Below are 17176 nucleotides of genomic sequence, written 5' to 3' on the forward strand. Positions count from 1 at the left end.
GGCTACGTCACCGAGGCCAGCAGCAGCCCGCCCAGGACGGCCACGGCCAGCGCCCCGCCCAGGGTGAGGGCGGCGTGCAGGCGGGCGAAGGCCTTTTCGCGGCGGCGCGCCAGGCGCAGCAGCGCACCGCGCGAACCGATGGCCAGCAGGGCGAAGGCCGAGGTGGTCAGCCCCATGCCCAGGGAGACCGAGGCCATGGCCAGCAGGCCGGTGCGGACGAGCTGGTGGGAGACGGCGAAGAGCAGGATGAGGGCCGCGCCGGGACAGGGCACCAGCCCGGCCGCCGCCGCGGTGAGCACCAGCCCGCCCCGGCCGGAGCGCGGCGGGTGGTCGTGGTGGTGGAGGGGCCCGCCGCGCCGGTACTCCAGCAGCCCGCGCAGAAAGAGTCCCAGCCCCACCGCCAGGATGAGGCCGTAGCTGATCTTCTCCAGGAACAGCCCGCCTTCCTCAACCGCCTGCCCCCCGGCCAGCCCAAGCAGTTCCGCCCCGCCCAGCACCAGCACCGAGGCGGAGACGACGTGGGTAAGCATGGTCAGGTTGCCGAAGGCGATGCCCGAGGCCACTCCGCCCGGCCGCCCCAGGAAGTAGGTGGCTGTGATGGTCTTGCCGTGTCCAGGCCCCACGGCGTGCACCACCCCGTAGAGGAAGGCCAGCCCCATGAAGGCCCAGAAGGCTCCGCCCCAGGGGTTTTCCCGGATGCTGCCCGCGGCCCGCACCATCGACAGCCGCAGCTCCCGCTGCATGGCGCTGGTGGTCCGCAGCAGGCCGGAGAGGATGGACGGGGAGGAGGACTCCTCCCCGCGGACCCCGGCCGGGGCGGACTCCCCGCTCTCCTGGGAACTGCTGAGGAAGGGGTTGCGGACGGCGGAGGCCTGCGCGGCCAGGACCAGGCAGGCCAGGACCAGCAGCAGCGCGACCGGAAGGCGCCACCGGGTCATTTTTTCTTGAAACGGACGACGTAGCCGTCCGGGGTGATCTGGTCGTGGAAGTAGGCCAGGGAGGGCAGCATGTCCACCCAGGCCTCCATGTCGAACTGTTCCGAGGGACCCTTGAGAGGTACTTCGCCCTGGAAGGAGTCTACGTCCACGTTGGCCTTGAACCGCTGGTAGTCGTCGGGGCTCGGCCCGGCGCCGGTGCCGAATTGCGGGTCCTTGGTGGGGTCCGTCCCGCCCCCGCCCTGGGGTGAGACCAGGGTGACGAAGGTGTAGAAGGAGGCGTCAAAGACCGCCACCTTGACTTCCTTTTCCGTGTCCGCCGCGGCCACGTGGCAGGGCACGAAGAACTCGTAGACCATTTTGTTGCCGTCCATGCCGGCGGTGAAGTCCGTGGCCCATTCCGCCTTGAATGGCTTCCCGTCGATGAGGACGTGGGTGAAATAGCTGTTGTTGGCGATGTGGGAGAAGCTCTTCTCCTCCACCGAGGCGGCCTCGGCCTCGCTCAACTCGAAATCGTTGTTCGTGTCCACCATCTGCATGACCTGCACCGAGAGCATCTCGTCCAGGGTCCAGTGCTGGCGGAAGCCAGCCAGGCCGTTCTCGTCGAAGACCACGGTGAGCACGCATTCCACGAAGGCGTGGGGGTGGGCGCGGGCCGGGGAGGGGGCGGCCGCCAGGGCGGCCAGGGCCAGCGGCAGCACCAGCCCGAGGGGAAGGATGAAGCGTCGCATGGCCGCAGGATGGTCACGGAATAAAAAAAAGCAAGCCTTTCTTGTTGACAATGACAATCGTTCTCATTAAAAAACCGACCCAAGGCGTTTGGAAAATGAGAATCGATTTCAATTTAACCGGCGCGCAGCCGCCGAGGAGCTTTCCATGTCCCAGCCCCTGCCACTGCGATACCTGCAGCAGAACCAGAAGGCCAAGGTGGTGCGCGTCACCGCTTCCGGAGAGATGGGCCGCCGCATCCGCGACATGGGCCTCAACCCCGGCGCGGAGCTGACCGTGACTGGCCGCGCCCCCCTGTACGACCCCGTGGCCCTGAAGCTGGCGGGCTTCACCCTGACCCTGCGCAACAACGAGGCGGACCACATCGAGGTGGAGCCGCTGCGGGACGGAGACCGCGTATGAGCACCCTCAATCTGGCCCTGGCGGGCAATCCCAACTCCGGCAAGACCACTCTTTTCAACGCCGTCACCGGCGCCCGGCAGCGGGTGGGCAACTATCCGGGCGTGACCGTGGAGCGCAAGGAAGGCACCGTTCGCGTGGGCGCGGACAGCGTGCACCTTGTGGACCTGCCCGGCTGCTACTCCCTGACCGCCTACACCCCGGAAGAGCTGGTGGCCAGGCAGGTGCTCATCGACGAGCGGCCCCAGGCCGTGGTGCAGGTGGCCGACGCCACCGCCCTGGAGCGCAGCCTCTACCTGACGGTGCAGTTTCTGGAGCTGGGCTTCCCCGTGGTCCTGGCCCTGAACATGATGGACGAGGTCAAGCGCAGGGGCATGCGCATCGACGCGGCCAAATTGGCCGAGCTGTTCAACATGCCCGTGGTGGAGACCGTGGCCCGCGAGGGCCGGGGCAAGGAGGAACTGCTGGAGGAGGCGGCCAAGGCCGCCGCCCGCTCCGGTGAACTGCGCTCCTTCCGCCTCTCCTATGGCCCGGACATCGACCCCGCCCTGGAGGACATGACCGCCATGCTGGACGGGACCGGGGTGGACATGGGCGCGCCCAACCGTTGGATCGCCCTGAAGTACCTGGAGGGCGACGAGGAGGTGGTGCGCAAGGGCCGCGCCGCCGCTCCCGAGCTTTCCAGGCGGCTCGAGGAGCGCGTGGACGAGGTTCGCCGCCATCTGCTGGCCACCCTGGAAACCTACCCCGAGGCGGTCATCGCCGACTACCGCTACGGCTTCATTTCCTCGGTGCTCAAGCAGGGCGTGCTGCGGCGCAACGAGCGCAAGCAGCGCATCGAGATCACCGAGATGCTGGACAAGGTCCTCACCCACCGCCTCCTGGGGCCGGCCATTATGCTGGGTGTACTCTACGGCCTGTTCGAACTGACCTTCACCGTGGGCGAGATTCCCATGGGCTGGCTGGGGGCCTTCTTCGGCTGGCTGTCCGGCTCGGTGGAGGCCGCCATGCCCGCCGGGCCCCTGCGCTCGCTGTTGGTCTCGGGCATCATCGACGGCGTGGGCGGCGTGCTGGGCTTCGTGCCCCTCATCGCGGTCATGTTCCTGGCCATCACCTTTCTGGAGGACGCCGGCTACATGGCCCGCATGGCCTATATGCTGGACCGCGTCTTCCGCATCTTCGGCCTGCACGGCTGCTCGGTGATGCCCTTCCTGGTCTCCGGCGGACTGCCCGGCGGCTGCGCCGTGCCCGGCGTCATGGCCGCCCGAACCCTGCGCAGCCCGCGCGAGAAGCTGGCCACCCTGCTCACCGCCCCCTTCATGACCTGCGGGGCCAAAGTGCCGGTGTTCATCCTGCTGGCCGCGGCCTTCTTCCCCGGCCAGGCGGCCCAGGTCATGTTCTTCGTCACCCTGGGCGCCTGGGCCATGGCCCTGCTGGTCTCCAAGCTGCTGCGCTCCACGCTTTTGCGCGGCGAGTCCACACCCTTCGTCATGGAGCTGCCGCCCTACCGCATGCCCACCCTGCGCGGCCTGCTCATCCACACCTGGGACCGCGCCTGGGCCTACATCCGCAAGGCGGGCACCGTCATTCTGGCCGTGTCCATTCTCATCTGGGCGGCCATGACCTACCCCGGCCTGCCCGAGGACCAGGCCGCCGCCTTCGAACAGCAGCGCGTCCAGGCGGAACAGGCGGTTCAGGGCGAGGCCCTGGCCGAGCGGCTGGCCGCCATCGACCAGCGGGAGGCGGCCGCCACCCTGAAGAACTCCGCTGCCGGACGCATCGGCGCGGCCCTGGAGCCGGTCACGCTGGCCGCGGGCTTCGACTGGCGCACCAACATCGCCCTGGTCGGCGGCTTCGCGGCCAAGGAGGTCATCGTCTCCACCATGGGCACGGCCTACTCGCTGGGCGAGGTGGATCCCGAGGAGACCGGCGGGCTGGTCAGCCGCATCCAGGCGGACCCCACCTGGTCCAAGGCCACGGCCATCGCCCTCATCGCCTTCGTGCTGCTCTACGCGCCCTGCTTCGTGACCGTGGTCACCATGGCCCGGGAGTCCTCCTGGCGCTGGGCGGCCCTGTCCATGTCCATGAACACGGCCATCGCCTTCCTGCTGGCGGTGGCCATCTACCAGATAGGCGCCTAGCCGGGCGCCGAGGGAGAAGCCCCATGTCGTGCAAAGCCACCATCGGTTCCGCGACTTCAGCCAAACAGTTCCTCGGCTCGTTCACACGCTCCCTGCGCCGCACGGAACACCGCCGGTCCGGCGACACCGGCAAGCCCGAGGCACCCTCCAGCCAACGGGCGAACACCCCCTGACCCCGCGGCCCGGAAGCCCCACCTCCGCTTCCGGGCCGCCTTGGGGAGGTTGGCGTACAGGCCGGGCGGCCGGGGCGCATTGCGCTCCGGCCGCCCTTTTTTACGACGCCGCGGCTGCTCCGCGCCGCCGCGACGGTTGTCCTTTCACTTCAATTGTACTTTAATTCGCCGCATGCCTGACATGGAACACGGAGAGTATGCCTCCCGGCTGGCCGGAGTGCGCGGCCGCATCGAGGAGGCCGCCAAGCGGTCGGGGCGGGACGCGTCCGAGGTGGTGCTGGTGGCGGTGTCCAAGTGGCACGGCGCGGCCAGCGTGCGCGCCCTGTACGAGGCGGGCCAGCGCGACTTCGGCGAGTCGTACGTGCAGGAGGCGCTGGCCAAGGCGGAGGAATTGTCCGACCTGGACGCGCGCTGGCACTTCATCGGGGGGTTGCAGACCAACAAGGCCAAGTTCGTGGCCGGCGGGTTTCACCTGGTTCACTCCCTGGACTCCATAAAACTGGCCCGCGCCTTGCATAACCGAGCGGAGGCGGCCGGAGCGGTGCAGGATGTGCTGCTTCAGGTCAACCTGGCCGGCGAGGAACAGAAGCGGGGCCTGGCCGAGGACGAGGCCGCCCGCCTGCTGGAAGCCGCCGGGGACCTGCCGGGAATCCGCCCGCGGGGCTTGATGACCATGCCCCCGTTCAGCGAGGACCCGGAGGCGTCGAGGCCCTTGTTCGCGCGGCTGCGCAAGCTGCGCGACGGCCTGGAGCGGAAGTTCGGCCTGGACCTGCCCGAGTTGTCCATGGGCATGTCCGGCGATTTTCCCCAGGCGGTGGAGGAGGGGGCGACCCTCGTCCGCGTGGGAACGGACCTGTTCGGTCCCAGGGAATACTGACCGCCGGGGGCGGTCGAAGCGACCAAGGAAGGAGCTTGCCTGGCCATGGATTTGGCGACAGTCATCGGCATCGTGCTTGCCATGGGGCTGGTTGTTTCGGCCATCTTGTTGGGGTCGAGCCTGCTCATATTCATTTCCGCGCCGTCCGCCCTCATCGTCATCGGCGGCACCATCGGCGCCACCCTGGTGAACTACCCGCTGGGCAGCGTGCTCGGCGTGGTGGGCATCTTCAAGAAGACCTTCTTCTCCACGGTGGAGAACCCCTCCGAGATCATCGCCCGCTTCATGGACTACGCCAATCGCGCCCGCCGCGAGGGCATCCTCTCCCTGGAGCCGCTGCTCAAGGAGATCGACGACGCCTATCTGCGCAAGGGGCTGCAGCTGACGGTGGACGGCCTGGAGCCGCAGACCATCGAGGAGATCATGCAGGCCGAGGTGGATTACCTGGAGCAGCGCCACGAAACCGGCGCGGAGATCGTGGCCGCCATGGGCGCCTACGCCCCGGCCCTGGGCATGATCGGCACGGTCATAGGCCTGGTGCAGATGCTGCAATCCATGTCCGACCCCTCCACCATCGGCCCGGCCATGGCCGTGGCTCTGTTGACCACGCTGTACGGCGCCATCCTGGCCAACCTGTTCTTCAACCCCCTGGCGGGCAAGCTGAAGAACCGCTCCCGGGAGGAGCTGCTCACCAGGGAGCTGATCATGGAGGGCATCCTGTCCATCTCCAAGGGCGAAAACCCGCGTATCATCGAGGAGAAGCTGAACAGCTTCCTGCCTCCCAAACAGCGGCAGAGCTCGGACTAGGAGCGGAGCCGGGGCGTCATGGCCAGGAAGAAAAAGAAGAAGGGCGGCGGCGACGACATGCCGACCTGGCTCATCACGTTCTCGGACATGATGACCCTGCTGTTGACCTTCTTCGTGCTGCTCAACTCCATGGCCGTCATCGACGAGCGGCGGAAGCTGGTGGCCCTGGGCTCCATCATCGGCACCTTCGGCATGGGTTCGGAGAGCATCGACGTGCTGACCAAGGCCCAGACCAGGAAAACCGTGGAGCCCGGCCCCATGGAGGACGTGGAGGACCTGCAGATGCTCAAGGAGATGGTCTGGGACGACGCGGAAAAGGACCTGCGTTTCGCCGAGTCGCGTTTCGTGCAGATCTTCTCCGTGTCCTCGGACGTGCTCTTCCCGCCGGGGGAGACGGAGCTTACCGGCCGGGGCAGGGAGCTTTTGAACCGGATTCTGCCGGTGCTGCGCCAAGTGGATTACCCCCTGCTGCTGGCGGGCCACACCGCCACCCTGCGCGACGAGCTGGGCGAGGAATTCCGCGTGCGGGACCTGCGCGCCACGGTGGACCCTTCATGGCGCATCTCCCTGCTGCGGACGCTGGCGGTCTACCAGTACCTCATCGGCAACGGCATGGACCCGGCCATGCTGCGCATGGAGGCCTTCGGCCGCTACCGTCCGCGCCATGACAACGAGACCCCCGAGGGGCGCGGCGCCAACCGCCGGGTGGACATCGTGCTGGACAAGCGCCAGGAGGCCCTCCGGGCGGAGATTTCCAGGCGGCTGCCCCCGGGCGGGGGGGACGCCGGGCGCTACGAGGTGGACGGCTTCGTTTTCAGCGTGGGCGGCAACCGGACGGAAGGCGGCCAGCCCGTCGGGGAGGGCGCTCCCTGATGGCCCGCAAAAAGAAGGACGCCAAGGGGTCCTCCGGACCCAAGCAGACCTGGCTGGTCACTTTCGGGGACCTTGTCACGCTGCTGTTGACCTTCTTCGTGCTGCTGCTGAGCATGTCCTCCATGGACCGCAGCATCCTGACACGGGTCAGCGTCTTTACCCGGGACCTGGGCTTTCTCACCTACCGGGGGGCGGGCAAGGTCAGCCCCGAGGTGGAGTTGGTGGTGGAACTCATGGAGCGGCCGCAGGACCTGCTCATGCAGCGGGACCGCATCAAGGACCTGCTCTTCCCCGATGAGGTGCTGCCGGAGAAGATCGACCGGGCCACCCTGGAAGAGAACCTGGAGATCCTCAAGCGTCCCGAGGGGGTGGCCCTGGTGCTCTCGGACAAGCTGCTCTTCGAGAGCGGCTCGGCCGAACTGACCCAGGGGGCGCGGGAGATCCTGGCCCAGGTGCTGCCCGTGCTTGACATGCTGGCCGCCCCGGTCAACGTTGCCGGCTACTCAGACGCCGTGGGCGGCGCATCGGAGAGCAACTACATCCTGGCGGGGCGGCGGGCGAGGTCCGTGATGACCTATTTCCTCTCCCGGGGGATGCCCCCGGAGTTGTTTTCGGTCTCGGCCTACGGGCCGCACCTGCCTCTGGCCAGCAACGAGACGCCCGAGGGCAGGGCCAGGAACCGCCGCGTGGAGATACTTGTGCGAACCCAGCCGCTGCTTGGCGGCTATGCCTAAAGGAGCTGGACCGTGGCCGAAGAAGAACAACAAGAAGAACAGCCCAAATCCAAGAAGAAGGGGCTCTTGAAGTGGATCATCCTGGTGGTCCTCTTCCTGGGGCTGGCCGGCGGCGGCTACTACGTCTACACCACCTACTTCGCCGGCGGGGAGAAGGGCGGCGAGGCGCAGCAGGAGGAGGCCGCCGAGGAGGCCGCCAGCGACCAGACCTCGGCCGAGGGCTACAAGGACCTGGTCACGCTGCCCACCTTTGTGGTCAACCTGGCCGACCCCCTGGGGCGGCGCTACCTCAAGCTGTCCATGGACGTGGAGGTGACGGACGAGAAGGCCGCCCAGGAGCTGACCAACAAGGAGGCGCAGGTGCGCGACGCCATCATCCTGCTACTCTCCTCCAAGACCTTCCAGGACCTCTCCACCATAGAGAGCAAGCTGCAGCTCAAGAAGGAGATAGTGGAGCGGTTGAACCAGGTGCTGGGCGGACCCAAGGTCCTGCGGGTATTTTTCACGGAAATGGTCGTCCAGTAGCGACGGCCGTTTGACAGCGGCCCCGCCAGGGGCCACAACGGCTAAAGAAGGCGCGTCCAGGCGGCGCGCCCGGCCGAAGGAGATGCCATGGGCGACGAGATGGACCAAGACAAGCTGGCCGAAGAGTGGGCCGCCGCGCTGGGCGCGGAGGAAGAAGAGGACGGCGAGGGCCTGGATCTGGGCGGCGGCGAGTCCGAACAGAACCTGGCCGACGAGTGGGCCGCTGCCCTGGCCGACCAGGAAGAGGACGGCATCAAGAAGGAGAAGGAGCAGGACTACCTCTCCTCCCAGTCCCACGGGGCCGATTTCAAGGATTTGACGCAGGAGGCCAAGGCCCCGCGGCAGGACGGCACCAAGCGGGACCTGGACTTCATCCTGGACATCCCCCTGGAGGTCTCGGCCGAGCTGGGCCGCACCAAGCTGCTCATCAACGAGCTGCTGCAGCTGGGCCAGGGTTCGGTGGTGGAGCTGAACAAGCTGGCGGGCGAGCCGCTGGAGATCTACGTCAACGGCAAGCTGGTGGCGCGCGGCGAGGCGGTGGTCATCAACGAGAAGTTCGGCATCCGCCTGACCGACATCATCAGCCCCATCGAACGGGTGAAGCAGCTTGGCTAGTCCGGTTCACGCGGCCCAGGCGGCGGCCACCGCCGCCGCGCAGACGCAGCCCGGGGGCGTGCCCGACCCCACGGGCTCCATGTTCACGGTCATCGCCTCGCTGCTGCTTCTGCTGGCGGTCCTTTTCGCGGGGTTCTGGCTGCTCAGGAAGTTCGGCCACAAGGCCGGACTGAACTTGGGCGGGGGTTCCGGCAAGGGGGGCCTGAAGCTGGTGGCCCAGATGCCCCTGGGGCCCAAAAGGTCTGTTGTTGTGGTCCGGTTCTTGAATAGGGAGATGGTACTCGGCGTGACCGAGCATTCCATCAACCTGCTCACGGAGCTGGAGCACGACAATGGCGAAACGGATTTCGCGCAAACCCTGGCGGGGCAGAGCCGCAAAGCTTCTTCTTAGCCTCGCCGTCCTGCTGGCCTTGCCGGCCCTGGGCCTGGCCCAGGAGATACCCACCATTTCGCTGAACCTGGCTGGCGGCCAGACCGAGCCGGAGAAGGTCTCCCTGCTGCTGGAGATCCTCTTCGCCCTGACGGTCCTCTCCCTCGCCCCGGCCATCATGCTCACGGTGACTTCGTTCACCCGGCTGATCATCGTTTTCCACTTCCTGCGCCAGGCCATGGGCACGGCCACCATGCCGCCCAACCAGGTCATGATCTCCCTGGCCATTTTCCTGACGCTGGTGATCATGTTCCCCGTGGGCAAGAAAATAAACGATCAGGCCTTTCAGCCCTACATGGACCAGCAGATCGGCTTCTCCACCGCCCTGGACAGGGCCCAGGTGCCGCTGCGGGAGTTTCTCTTCAAGCACACCCGCGAGAAGGACCTTTCCATTTTCTATTCCATCACCAAGATGGACCGCCCCCAGACCAAAGAGGACGTGCCCACCATCATGCTGGCGGCGGGCTACCTCATCAGCGAGCTCAAGACCGGCTTCACCATCGGCTTCATGATCTACATACCCTTCCTCATCCTGGACATGGTGGTGGCCTCCATCCTGCTGTCCATGGGCATGATGATGCTGCCGCCGGTCATGATCTCGCTGCCGTTCAAAGTGCTGCTTTTCGTCATGGTCGACGGCTGGAACCTGCTGGTCGGCTCCATGGTCAACACCTACGCCATCTGAGGAGGACGCCGTGACACCGGAATTCGTAGTGGGATTCGCCAGGGGAGCCATCGAGCTGACCCTGACCGTGGCCCTGCCCATGCTGGCCGTGGGCCTGACGGTGGGCATCATCGTCAGCGTGCTGCAGGCAGCCACGCAGATTCAGGAGATGACCCTGACCTTCGTCCCCAAGATCGTCTCCATCTTCATCGCCCTGATCTTCGCCTTCCCCTGGATCATGGACAAGATGATCGCCTATACCCGCAACCTCTTTTTGAGCCTGCCCAACTACATCCATTGAGCACGAGCGAGAAGCGCCAGCAGCATGGCCCCGGCCTGGGCCACGCCAAGGGACTCGAAGCCGCCGGGCATGGGAATCTCCACCAAGGCGTCGCACCGCTTGGCCACGTTCGGGCGGAGGCCCTTCTCCTCGTTGCCCAGGACCAGCACGCAGGGGAAGGCGGGGTCCAGGCCGTAGGCGGACAGCGCGTTCCCGCCGCCCCCGGCGGCGCCGTAGACGAACAGGCCCCGGTCGCGGCAGACATCGAGGGATTTGGCCAAGTTGGTCACATGCGCCACGGGCAGCCGGGCCAGCGCCCCGGCCGAGGCCTTGGACGCCCCCCCTCCCAGCCTGGCCGAGCCGTGGCGGGGCAACAGCAGCCCGGCCCCGCCCAGGGCCAGCAGGCTGCGGGCCAGCGCGCCAAGGTTGCCGGTGTCCTGCACCTGGTCCAGGGCCAGCAGCACGGGCAGGGGGGCCTCGGCCACCCCGTCCAGCAGGTCGTCCAGGGAGGACAGGGGAGCGGGCGCCAGCCGGGCGGCAACGCCCTGGTGGTTGACGCCGGGAGGCACCTCCCGCTCCAGCTCGGCCCTCTCGGCCAGGCGGAAGCGGACTCCTTGCCGGCGGCAGACGTCCAGAACCTTGCCCAGGGCCCCGCCCTTGCCGCCGCGCTGCACGACCACGCTCTCAATGCGGCCGGGGGCGCTCTCAAGCCATTCCAGAACGGGCTTGCGGCCCCAGACGGTCTCGTCGGCCCCGGGGTCGCCCGGGGCGCGTTCGGAAGCCATGAAAATCCTCTCCTTTTGGTGGGGAACGGCCCCAGGAATCGTTGCCAACCCTGGCAAAGTCAGGTAGCAGGTAGCGCATTGTAGCCGCCGCGCGCGGCAACCGCAATGAAACCAATGACCCCCCGGGAGGAACATGCGCGTTCTTCGCGTGAAAGCCCCCCTGCGTGCCGCCCTCGTCCTGTTCTGTCTCACTCTGCTCCTCGGCTGCGCAGCCAAGGCCCCCAATCAGTCCGCCGAGCCCGAATCGGCCGCCGTGTCGTCAGGCAACGAAACCGCGGCGGAAGCCGTGGAGACCAGCTCGGACAACCAGACCGTCGCCGTTGAGGAAAGCGGGAGCGTTTCCCCGGCCACGGAAGGCGAACGGCTCGACCCGGAACTGGCAGCCGAGGCGCCCGAGATTCCCCAGGAACTGACCCCGCAGCAGGAGAAGGTCCTGGAGGAAAAGACCTCCGAACTTGAATTCGAACTGGACGTCAAGGAGACTGAAACCTTCGTCCGCTATTTCAAGTACTTCACCGCCCGCGACTCCCAGGGGCGCAGCACCCGGGGCCGCCGCGCCTTCGAGCGCTGGCTGGAACGGGCCCGCCCCTACCTGCCCTACGTGCGGGAGGTCATCCGCCAGCGCGGCCTGCCCGAGGACCTCATCTTCCTGCCCTTCGCCGAGTCCGGCTACAATCCCAAGGCCTACTCCCGAGCCGGGGCCGCGGGCATGTGGCAGTTCATGCCCTTCACAGGCCGCAAGTACGGCCTGGAAGTGGACTGGTGGATCGACCAGCGCCGCGACCCCTACAAGGCCACCCACTCGGCCGTGGACTACCTGACCAGGCTGCATGAGATGTTCGACGACTGGCACCTGGCCCTGGCCGCCTACAACGCTGGCGAGGGCCGCGTGGGCCGGGCCATCAAGCGCAGCGGCTGCAACGACTACTTCGAAATGACCGAGTCGCGGCGCTACCTGCCCAGGGAAACCCGCAACTACGTGCCCAAGATTCTGGCGATTCTGAAAATCGTCAAGAATCTTGAGGAACTGGGCTTCAAGCCCATCGACTGGAACTATGACCCCAAACTCAAGGCCGTGGACGTTCCCGGCGGCACGGACCTCCTGGCCATGGCCGACGCCTCGGGCGTCCCTTGGAAGGAGTTCGAGCGGCTCAACCCCGCCTACCGCCGCACCGTCAGCCCCCCGGACATCACCACCAAGGCCAGGCTGCCCCAGGACAAGATCCAACCCGCCCTGGCCTACCTGGAAAAGCCCGAGTCCCGGCCCTACGCGGGCTACTCACGCTACAAGGTCCGCAGCGGCGATTCCTGGTGGCGCATTTCCCGCCGCTTCCATGTGCCCATCGCCGTGCTCAAGCAGGTCAACAAGCGCTACTCCAACCTGCTCAAGCCCGGCCAGTGGCTGACCATCCCAGCCCAGGGCAAGGCCCTGGCGGTGGACACCTCCGTGGAGAAAACCCGCCAAGTGGCCAAGCGCCGGGCCAACTACACCGTCTGCAGCGGCGACACCCTCTGGGAGATCGCCCGCGCCCACCAGATCAGCCTGTCCTCGCTCAAGCAGGCCAACGGGCTGACCTCCGGACGCTACCTGCGCGTGGGGCAGAAACTCTACATCCCCGGCGGCGTTGTGGGCGGATCCAGCGGCTCCGGCGACCTGCGGGAAATCACCTACCAGGTCCGCCGCGGCGACACCATCTGGGCCATCGCCCGCCGCTACAACGTCAACCCTTCCCACCTGCTGAGCTGGAACAACCTCACCAGGCACAGCATCATCAGACCCGGACAGGAACTGACCATCAAGGTCGACTAGGCGAATACAAGAAAAAGCCCCCGAGGGGTTGCAAGCGAGGCGGGACCTCGCTTGCAACCCCTCTTTTTTGGAGAGCAGAAAGCAAGGGAATACGAGGTCGGGACAGCGGGAGAAGGAAAAAAACCCTTTAAAAAGGGTTCATTCCTCCCCCCCCACCCTCTTTTTCCAAAGTTTCTATCGCGCGCTTCGCTCGGGGGCGTGTTGCGGTCGGGCAGCAGCCGGTGAACAACAGCCCAGTTTCGCGTCCAGCGCATGTGACGCGAAACGGCCAGGGCAGGGATTTACCGGCTGAAAGAGTCCGGCAATCGTGGGTTCGCCGGAGTGCTTCCGCGTATCACCCTGACACGCACCCTTCCGCGAACCCACATGCAAAGTTACTTTCCCGCAGGGTCCAGGGGGCGCGTAGCGCCCTGGTCGCCGAAGGCGAAATCTTCTCTTCCCTTCTTTTCTTCTGGGTGAGAGCCCGGAGAGAGGGCGGGCCCTCTCTCCGGGCGCCGGAGGCGGTGCGCGGATTTTTTACGCTTGGTCCAGGTCGCGTTCGCGGATTTCGGCGCGTTTGATCTTGCCGGAGATGGTCTTGGGGAGTTCGGCGGCGAACTCGATGATGCGGGGGTATTTGTAGGGCGCGGTGACTTTTTTGACGTGGTCCTGGATTTCCTTGATGAGGTCGTCCGAGGGCTCGTAGCCGGGGGAGAGGACGCAGGTGGCCTTGATGGCCTGCCCGCGCACGGGGTCGGGCACGCCGGTGACGGCGGCTTCCACCACGGAAGGGTGGGAGACGATGGCGGACTCCACCTCGAAGGGCCCGACGCGGTAGCCGGAGGATTTGATGAGGTCGTCGTTGCGGCCGAGGAACCAGAGGTAGCCGTCCTCGTCCATCCAGGCCTTGTCGCCGGTGTGGTAGTAGTCGCCGCCCATGACCTTGAAGGTCTTGCCGGGTTCGTCCAGATAGCCGGTGAACAGGCCCACGGGGCGGTTCTTGTCGATGCGCACGCAGATTTCGCCTTCCTCCCCCGGGGGGCAGAGTTCGCCGTCCGGGTCGATCAGGGCAGCCTCCCAGCCGGGCGCGGGGCGTCCGATGGAGCCGGGTTTGGGGTCCATGAAGGGGAAGGTGGCTATCTGCAGGCAGGTCTCGGTTTGGCCGTAGCCTTCGTGCAGGGGGAGGCCGGTGGCCTCGAGCCAGGCGTGGTAGACCGACTCGTTGAGCAGTTCGCCCGCGGTGGTGCAGTGACGCAGGGCGGAGAGGTCGTACTGGGAGAGGTCCTGCCGCACCAGGAAGCGGTAGACGGTGGGCGGCGCGCAGAAGCCGCTGACCTTGTGCTCGGCCAGCAGCTCCAGGAGATTGACCGGATCGAACTTGCCCCGGAAGTCCCAGGCGAACACGGCGGCCCCGGCCATCCACTGTCCGTAGAACTTGCCCCAGACGGCCTTGCCCCAGCCGGTGTCGGCCAGGGTGAAGTGCAGGTCGCCGTCGCGGAGGTTGTGCCAGTAGACGCCGGTGGTGAAGTGGCCCAGGGGGTAGGTGTGGGTATGCTCCACCATCTTGGGCAGGCCGGTGGTGCCGGAGGTGAAGAAGATGAGCAGGGCGTCGTCGCCGCCCGGTTTTTCGCCCTGGGGCTGGTAGTCGGGGGAAGCGGCCTCCACGATCTCGTCGTAGTGGCTCCAGGGCGTCTCCGCGGGCTGCCGCCCGGTCTGCACCAGCACGGTCAGGGAGGGGCACGCGGGCAGGGCCTCGTCCACCTTGGGGGTGATGGAGTCCTCGCAGACCACACCCTTGATCTTGGCGTAGTTGACCCGGAACTCCAGGTCCTTGGGCGTGAGCATGGCGGGCGAGGGCACGGCTACGGCGCCCAGCTTGTGCAGGGCCAGCATGGAGGTCCAGAATTCCACCCGGCGGTAGAGGATGAGCATGACCCGGTCGCCTTTGCGCAGGCCTTGTCCGGCCAGGGCGTTGGCCAGGCGCGCGGATTGCTCGGCGAACCAGCCGAAAGTGAATTCGCTGCGGACGCCGTCGTCGTCCACGTGGACGAGGGCGGTCTTGTCCGGCTCGGCGCGGGCCTTCTCGTCCAGGAAGTCGAAGGCGAAGTTGTAGTTTTCGGGCACCTCGAGGTGGAAGTCCCGGAGAAATTCCTCGTAGCTGTTGGGATGCAGGCGTTCCGTCATGGGTTGTTCCCTAGATGATGACGTCGATGAAGCGGGCGGGCTTGCCGTCCAGGCCGCGCAGGCTGTGGGGTGTGTGGGAGTCGAAGTAGAGGCTGTCGCCGGGTTCCAGGACCACGGTCTTTTCCCCAAGGGTCAACTCCAGCCTGCCTTCCAGCAGGTAGATGAACTCCTGCCCGGGGTGGTGGGCGGGTTCCACTTCGCCGGGTTCCTTGGGCGGTGCGATGACTTCGAAAGGCTCCATTTTGCGCCCGGCGAAGCGGTAGGCCAGGGACTTGTAGTCGTAGGAGACGCGGCGGTCCACGGAGAGCCCCTCGTCGCGGCGGACCAGGGTGTAGGACCTGAGGTGCGGCTCGCCGCCGGAGATGAGCTCGGTGGTGTCCACGCCGCAGGCCTTGGCGGCCTTGAAGAGGAAGCTGACCGGAATCTCGTGCTCGCCGGACTCGTACCGGGCCACCTCGTCAGGCCCGGACTCGGTCTTGTCGGCCATCTCCTGGATGGTGAAGCCCACGGCCTCGCGCAGGGCGCGGAGCCTGGGGGCGATCTCCTTGTAAGCGTGTTCCATGTCCGGCTCTCCTTATTGCATGGCTTCGGGGAAGAGGTCCCCGGCCATTTCGCGCAGCTTGTATTTCTGGACCTTGCCCGAGGCGGTCATGGGATAGTCCTCCACGAAGGCCACGTATTTGGGTATCTTGTGCCAGGCGATTTGTCCCCGGCAGGAATCGCGCACGTCCTCGGGCCGTAGCTCGAACCCGGGCTGGGGCTTGACGAAGGCCCCCACCTCCTCGCCGTATTTGCGGGAGGGCACGCCCACCACCTGCACGTCCTGGATGCCGTCGAGAGTGTAGAGGAACTCCTCAATCTCGCGGGGGTAGATATTCTCCCCGCCTCGGATGATCATGTCCTTGAGGCGGCCGGTGATGGCCAGATAGCCCTCCTCGTCCATGACCCCCAGGTCGCCGGAGTGCAGCCAGCCGTCGGCGTCGATGGTCTCGGCGGTGGCTTTTTCTTTGTTGTAGTAGCCGTTCATGACGTTGTAGCCCCGGCAGCAGACCTCGCCCTGCTGGCCCCGGGGCAGCTCCTCGCCGGTTTCCGGGTCGGCCACTTTTACCTCGATGGCGGGCATGGCCTTGCCCACGGTCCCGGTGCGGTGGCGGATGTCGTCGTCCACCCGGGTCTGGGTCATGACGGGGGAGGCCTCGGTGAGGCCGTAGCAGATGGTGATCTCGCTCATGTGCATACGCTCCATGACCTGGCGCATGACCCGCACCGGGCAGGGCGAACCGGCCATGATGCCGGTGCGCAGCGAGGAGTAGTCGAAGCGGTCGAAGAGCTTGTTCTCCAGGATGGCGATGAACATGGTGGGCACGCCGTAGAGGGCGGTGCATTTCTCCTGGTCCACCGAGGCCATGACGTCCACCGGCTTGAAGGCTTCCAGGATGACCATGCAGGACCCGTGGGCCACGCAGGCCAGCACCCCCAGCACGCAGCCGAAGCAGTGGAAGAGCGGCACCGGGATGCAGACCCGCTCGTCCTCGGTGAAGACCTGGTTGGCCCCGATCCAGTAGCCGTTGTTGCCGATGGAGGAGTGGCTGAGCATGACCCCCTTGGGAAAGCCGGTGGTCCCGGAGGTGTACTGCATGTTGACCACGTCGGAGGGGTCCAGGGAGGCCTGGCGCTCGGCGTAGTCCTCGTCGGAGACCATGGAGGCCATGGACAGGATCTCGGGGATGGAGGTCATGCCCCGGTGCTTTTCCTGGCCCAGGAAGAAGGCCCGGCGCAGGTGCGGGAAATCCTTGGCGTGCAGCTCGCCGCGGGCGTTGGTGCGCAGCTCGGGGATGAGCTCGTAGAGCATGCCCACGTAGTCGGTGTCGCGGTAGCGGTCGATGACGAAGATGTTCTCGCACTCGCTCTGCTGCAGCAGGTACTTCAGCTCCGAGGACTTGTAGGAGGTGTTCACCGTGAGCAGCACCGCGCCGATCTTGGCGGTGGCGAACTGCAGGGCCACCCAGTAGGGCACGTTGGTGGCCCATACGGCCACCTTTTCGCCCCGCTGGATGCCAAGGGCCATGAGCCCCTTGGCCAGGCGGTCCACAAGCGCGCCGAACTGGCGGTAGGTCAGGCGGAAATCACGGTCCACGTAGACCAGGGCCTCCTTTTCGGGGAAGGCGGCCACTGTCTCGTCGAGCATCTGGCCCAGGGTGATGCGGCGGACTGGCTCTGTACGCTCGGCCATGGC

Annotated in this window: 19 protein-coding genes; 13 read left to right on the forward strand and 6 right to left on the reverse strand. The window is 66.6% G+C overall.

What is annotated here, in order from left to right:
- Window positions 1-2: 2 nt before the first annotated feature.
- Window positions 3-938, reverse strand: coding sequence for a nickel/cobalt transporter (locus tag N911_RS0109700; RefSeq protein ID WP_051694154.1), 936 nt, complete (start codon window positions 936-938; stop codon window positions 3-5).
- Window positions 935-1666, reverse strand: a complete 732-nt coding sequence (locus N911_RS0109705; RefSeq protein ID WP_051694156.1) for a DUF1007 family protein — start codon at window positions 1664-1666, stop codon at window positions 935-937. The genes N911_RS0109700 and N911_RS0109705 overlap by 4 nt, the downstream gene beginning before the upstream one ends.
- Before the next feature lie 145 nt (window positions 1667-1811).
- Here N911_RS0109705 and N911_RS0109710 point away from each other — a divergent pair, with 145 nt between their 5' ends.
- From N911_RS0109710 to fliQ, 12 genes are all read left to right on the forward strand, one after another.
- On the forward strand, window positions 1812-2066 hold the full coding sequence (locus N911_RS0109710) for a FeoA family protein (RefSeq protein ID WP_029896636.1): 255 nt from the start codon (window positions 1812-1814) through the stop codon (window positions 2064-2066).
- Window positions 2063-4204: a ferrous iron transport protein B gene (gene feoB, locus N911_RS0109715; RefSeq protein ID WP_029896638.1), complete on the forward strand. Its 2142-nt coding sequence runs from the start codon at window positions 2063-2065 to the stop codon at window positions 4202-4204. Before N911_RS0109710 ends, feoB begins: the two co-directional genes overlap by 4 nt.
- A 23-nt stretch (window positions 4205-4227) precedes the next feature.
- Window positions 4228-4377 carry a hypothetical protein gene (locus N911_RS18460; RefSeq protein WP_161781614.1) on the forward strand — a complete coding sequence of 50 codons (150 nt, stop codon included), beginning with the start codon at window positions 4228-4230 and terminating at the stop codon, window positions 4375-4377.
- 172 nt (window positions 4378-4549) lie between these two features.
- Window positions 4550-5254 carry a YggS family pyridoxal phosphate-dependent enzyme gene (locus N911_RS0109725; RefSeq protein ID WP_029896640.1) on the forward strand — a complete coding sequence of 235 codons (705 nt, stop codon included), beginning with the start codon at window positions 4550-4552 and terminating at the stop codon, window positions 5252-5254.
- 45 nt (window positions 5255-5299) lie between these two features.
- Window positions 5300-6061 carry a motility protein A gene (locus N911_RS0109730; protein WP_029896642.1) on the forward strand — a complete coding sequence of 254 codons (762 nt, stop codon included), beginning with the start codon at window positions 5300-5302 and terminating at the stop codon, window positions 6059-6061.
- A gap of 18 nt (window positions 6062-6079) precedes the next feature.
- Window positions 6080-6934, forward strand: coding sequence for an OmpA/MotB family protein (locus tag N911_RS0109735; RefSeq protein WP_029896643.1), 855 nt, complete (start codon window positions 6080-6082; stop codon window positions 6932-6934).
- Complete coding sequence (locus N911_RS0109740) at window positions 6934-7668, forward strand: OmpA/MotB family protein (RefSeq protein ID WP_029896644.1); 735 nt, start codon at window positions 6934-6936, stop codon at window positions 7666-7668. Before N911_RS0109735 ends, N911_RS0109740 begins: the two co-directional genes overlap by 1 nt.
- A gap of 12 nt (window positions 7669-7680) precedes the next feature.
- On the forward strand, window positions 7681-8193 hold the full coding sequence (locus N911_RS0109745; RefSeq protein ID WP_029896645.1) for a flagellar basal body-associated FliL family protein: 513 nt from the start codon (window positions 7681-7683) through the stop codon (window positions 8191-8193).
- Between the two features lie 87 nt (window positions 8194-8280).
- The gene (gene fliN, locus N911_RS0109750; protein ID WP_029896647.1) at window positions 8281-8808 is read left to right on the forward strand and encodes a flagellar motor switch protein FliN; all 528 of its coding nucleotides are present in this window, start codon (window positions 8281-8283) and stop codon (window positions 8806-8808) included.
- A complete protein-coding gene (gene fliO / locus N911_RS16860) occupies window positions 8801-9199 on the forward strand; it encodes a flagellar biosynthetic protein FliO (protein WP_237559930.1) in 399 nt (132 codons plus the stop codon). The genes fliN and fliO overlap by 8 nt, the downstream gene beginning before the upstream one ends.
- Window positions 9141-9923: a flagellar type III secretion system pore protein FliP gene (gene fliP / locus N911_RS0109760; RefSeq protein WP_029896650.1), complete on the forward strand. Its 783-nt coding sequence runs from the start codon at window positions 9141-9143 to the stop codon at window positions 9921-9923. Before fliO ends, fliP begins: the two co-directional genes overlap by 59 nt.
- Window positions 9924-9933: 10 nt before the next feature.
- A complete protein-coding gene (gene fliQ, locus N911_RS0109765; RefSeq protein ID WP_029896652.1) occupies window positions 9934-10203 on the forward strand; it encodes a flagellar biosynthesis protein FliQ in 270 nt (89 codons plus the stop codon).
- Here the strand turns inward: fliQ and N911_RS0109770 are convergent.
- Window positions 10191-10967, reverse strand: a complete 777-nt coding sequence (locus N911_RS0109770; protein ID WP_029896654.1) for a TrmH family RNA methyltransferase — start codon at window positions 10965-10967, stop codon at window positions 10191-10193. The two genes, fliQ and N911_RS0109770, sit on opposite strands and share 13 nt — an antisense overlap.
- A gap of 133 nt (window positions 10968-11100) precedes the next feature.
- On the opposite strand from N911_RS0109770, the gene N911_RS0109775 reads away from it, so the two are divergent.
- Window positions 11101-12777 (forward strand): LysM peptidoglycan-binding domain-containing protein, encoded by a 1677-nt coding sequence (locus N911_RS0109775; protein WP_081859146.1) that lies wholly within the window; start codon window positions 11101-11103, stop codon window positions 12775-12777.
- Window positions 12778-13293: 516 nt separating this feature from the next.
- On the opposite strand, the gene N911_RS0109780 is transcribed toward N911_RS0109775, so the two are convergent.
- From N911_RS0109780 to N911_RS0109790, 3 genes are read right to left on the reverse strand one after another with little or no spacing between them, the layout of a single operon-like run.
- Entirely contained in the window at window positions 13294-14940 is a 1647-nt protein-coding gene (locus tag N911_RS0109780; protein WP_029896658.1) for an AMP-binding protein, read from the reverse strand.
- A 10-nt stretch (window positions 14941-14950) separates the two neighbouring features.
- Window positions 14951-15502, reverse strand: a complete 552-nt coding sequence (locus tag N911_RS0109785) for a helix-turn-helix domain-containing protein (protein ID WP_029896660.1) — start codon at window positions 15500-15502, stop codon at window positions 14951-14953.
- Between the two features lie 12 nt (window positions 15503-15514).
- Window positions 15515-17173, reverse strand: a complete 1659-nt coding sequence (locus tag N911_RS0109790; protein ID WP_029896662.1) for an AMP-binding protein — start codon at window positions 17171-17173, stop codon at window positions 15515-15517.
- Between the last annotated feature and the right edge of the window lie 3 nt (window positions 17174-17176).

This window comes from Desulfohalovibrio reitneri (genome assembly GCF_000711295.1).
Lineage (GTDB): Bacteria > Desulfobacterota > Desulfovibrionia > Desulfovibrionales > Desulfovibrionaceae > Desulfohalovibrio > Desulfohalovibrio reitneri.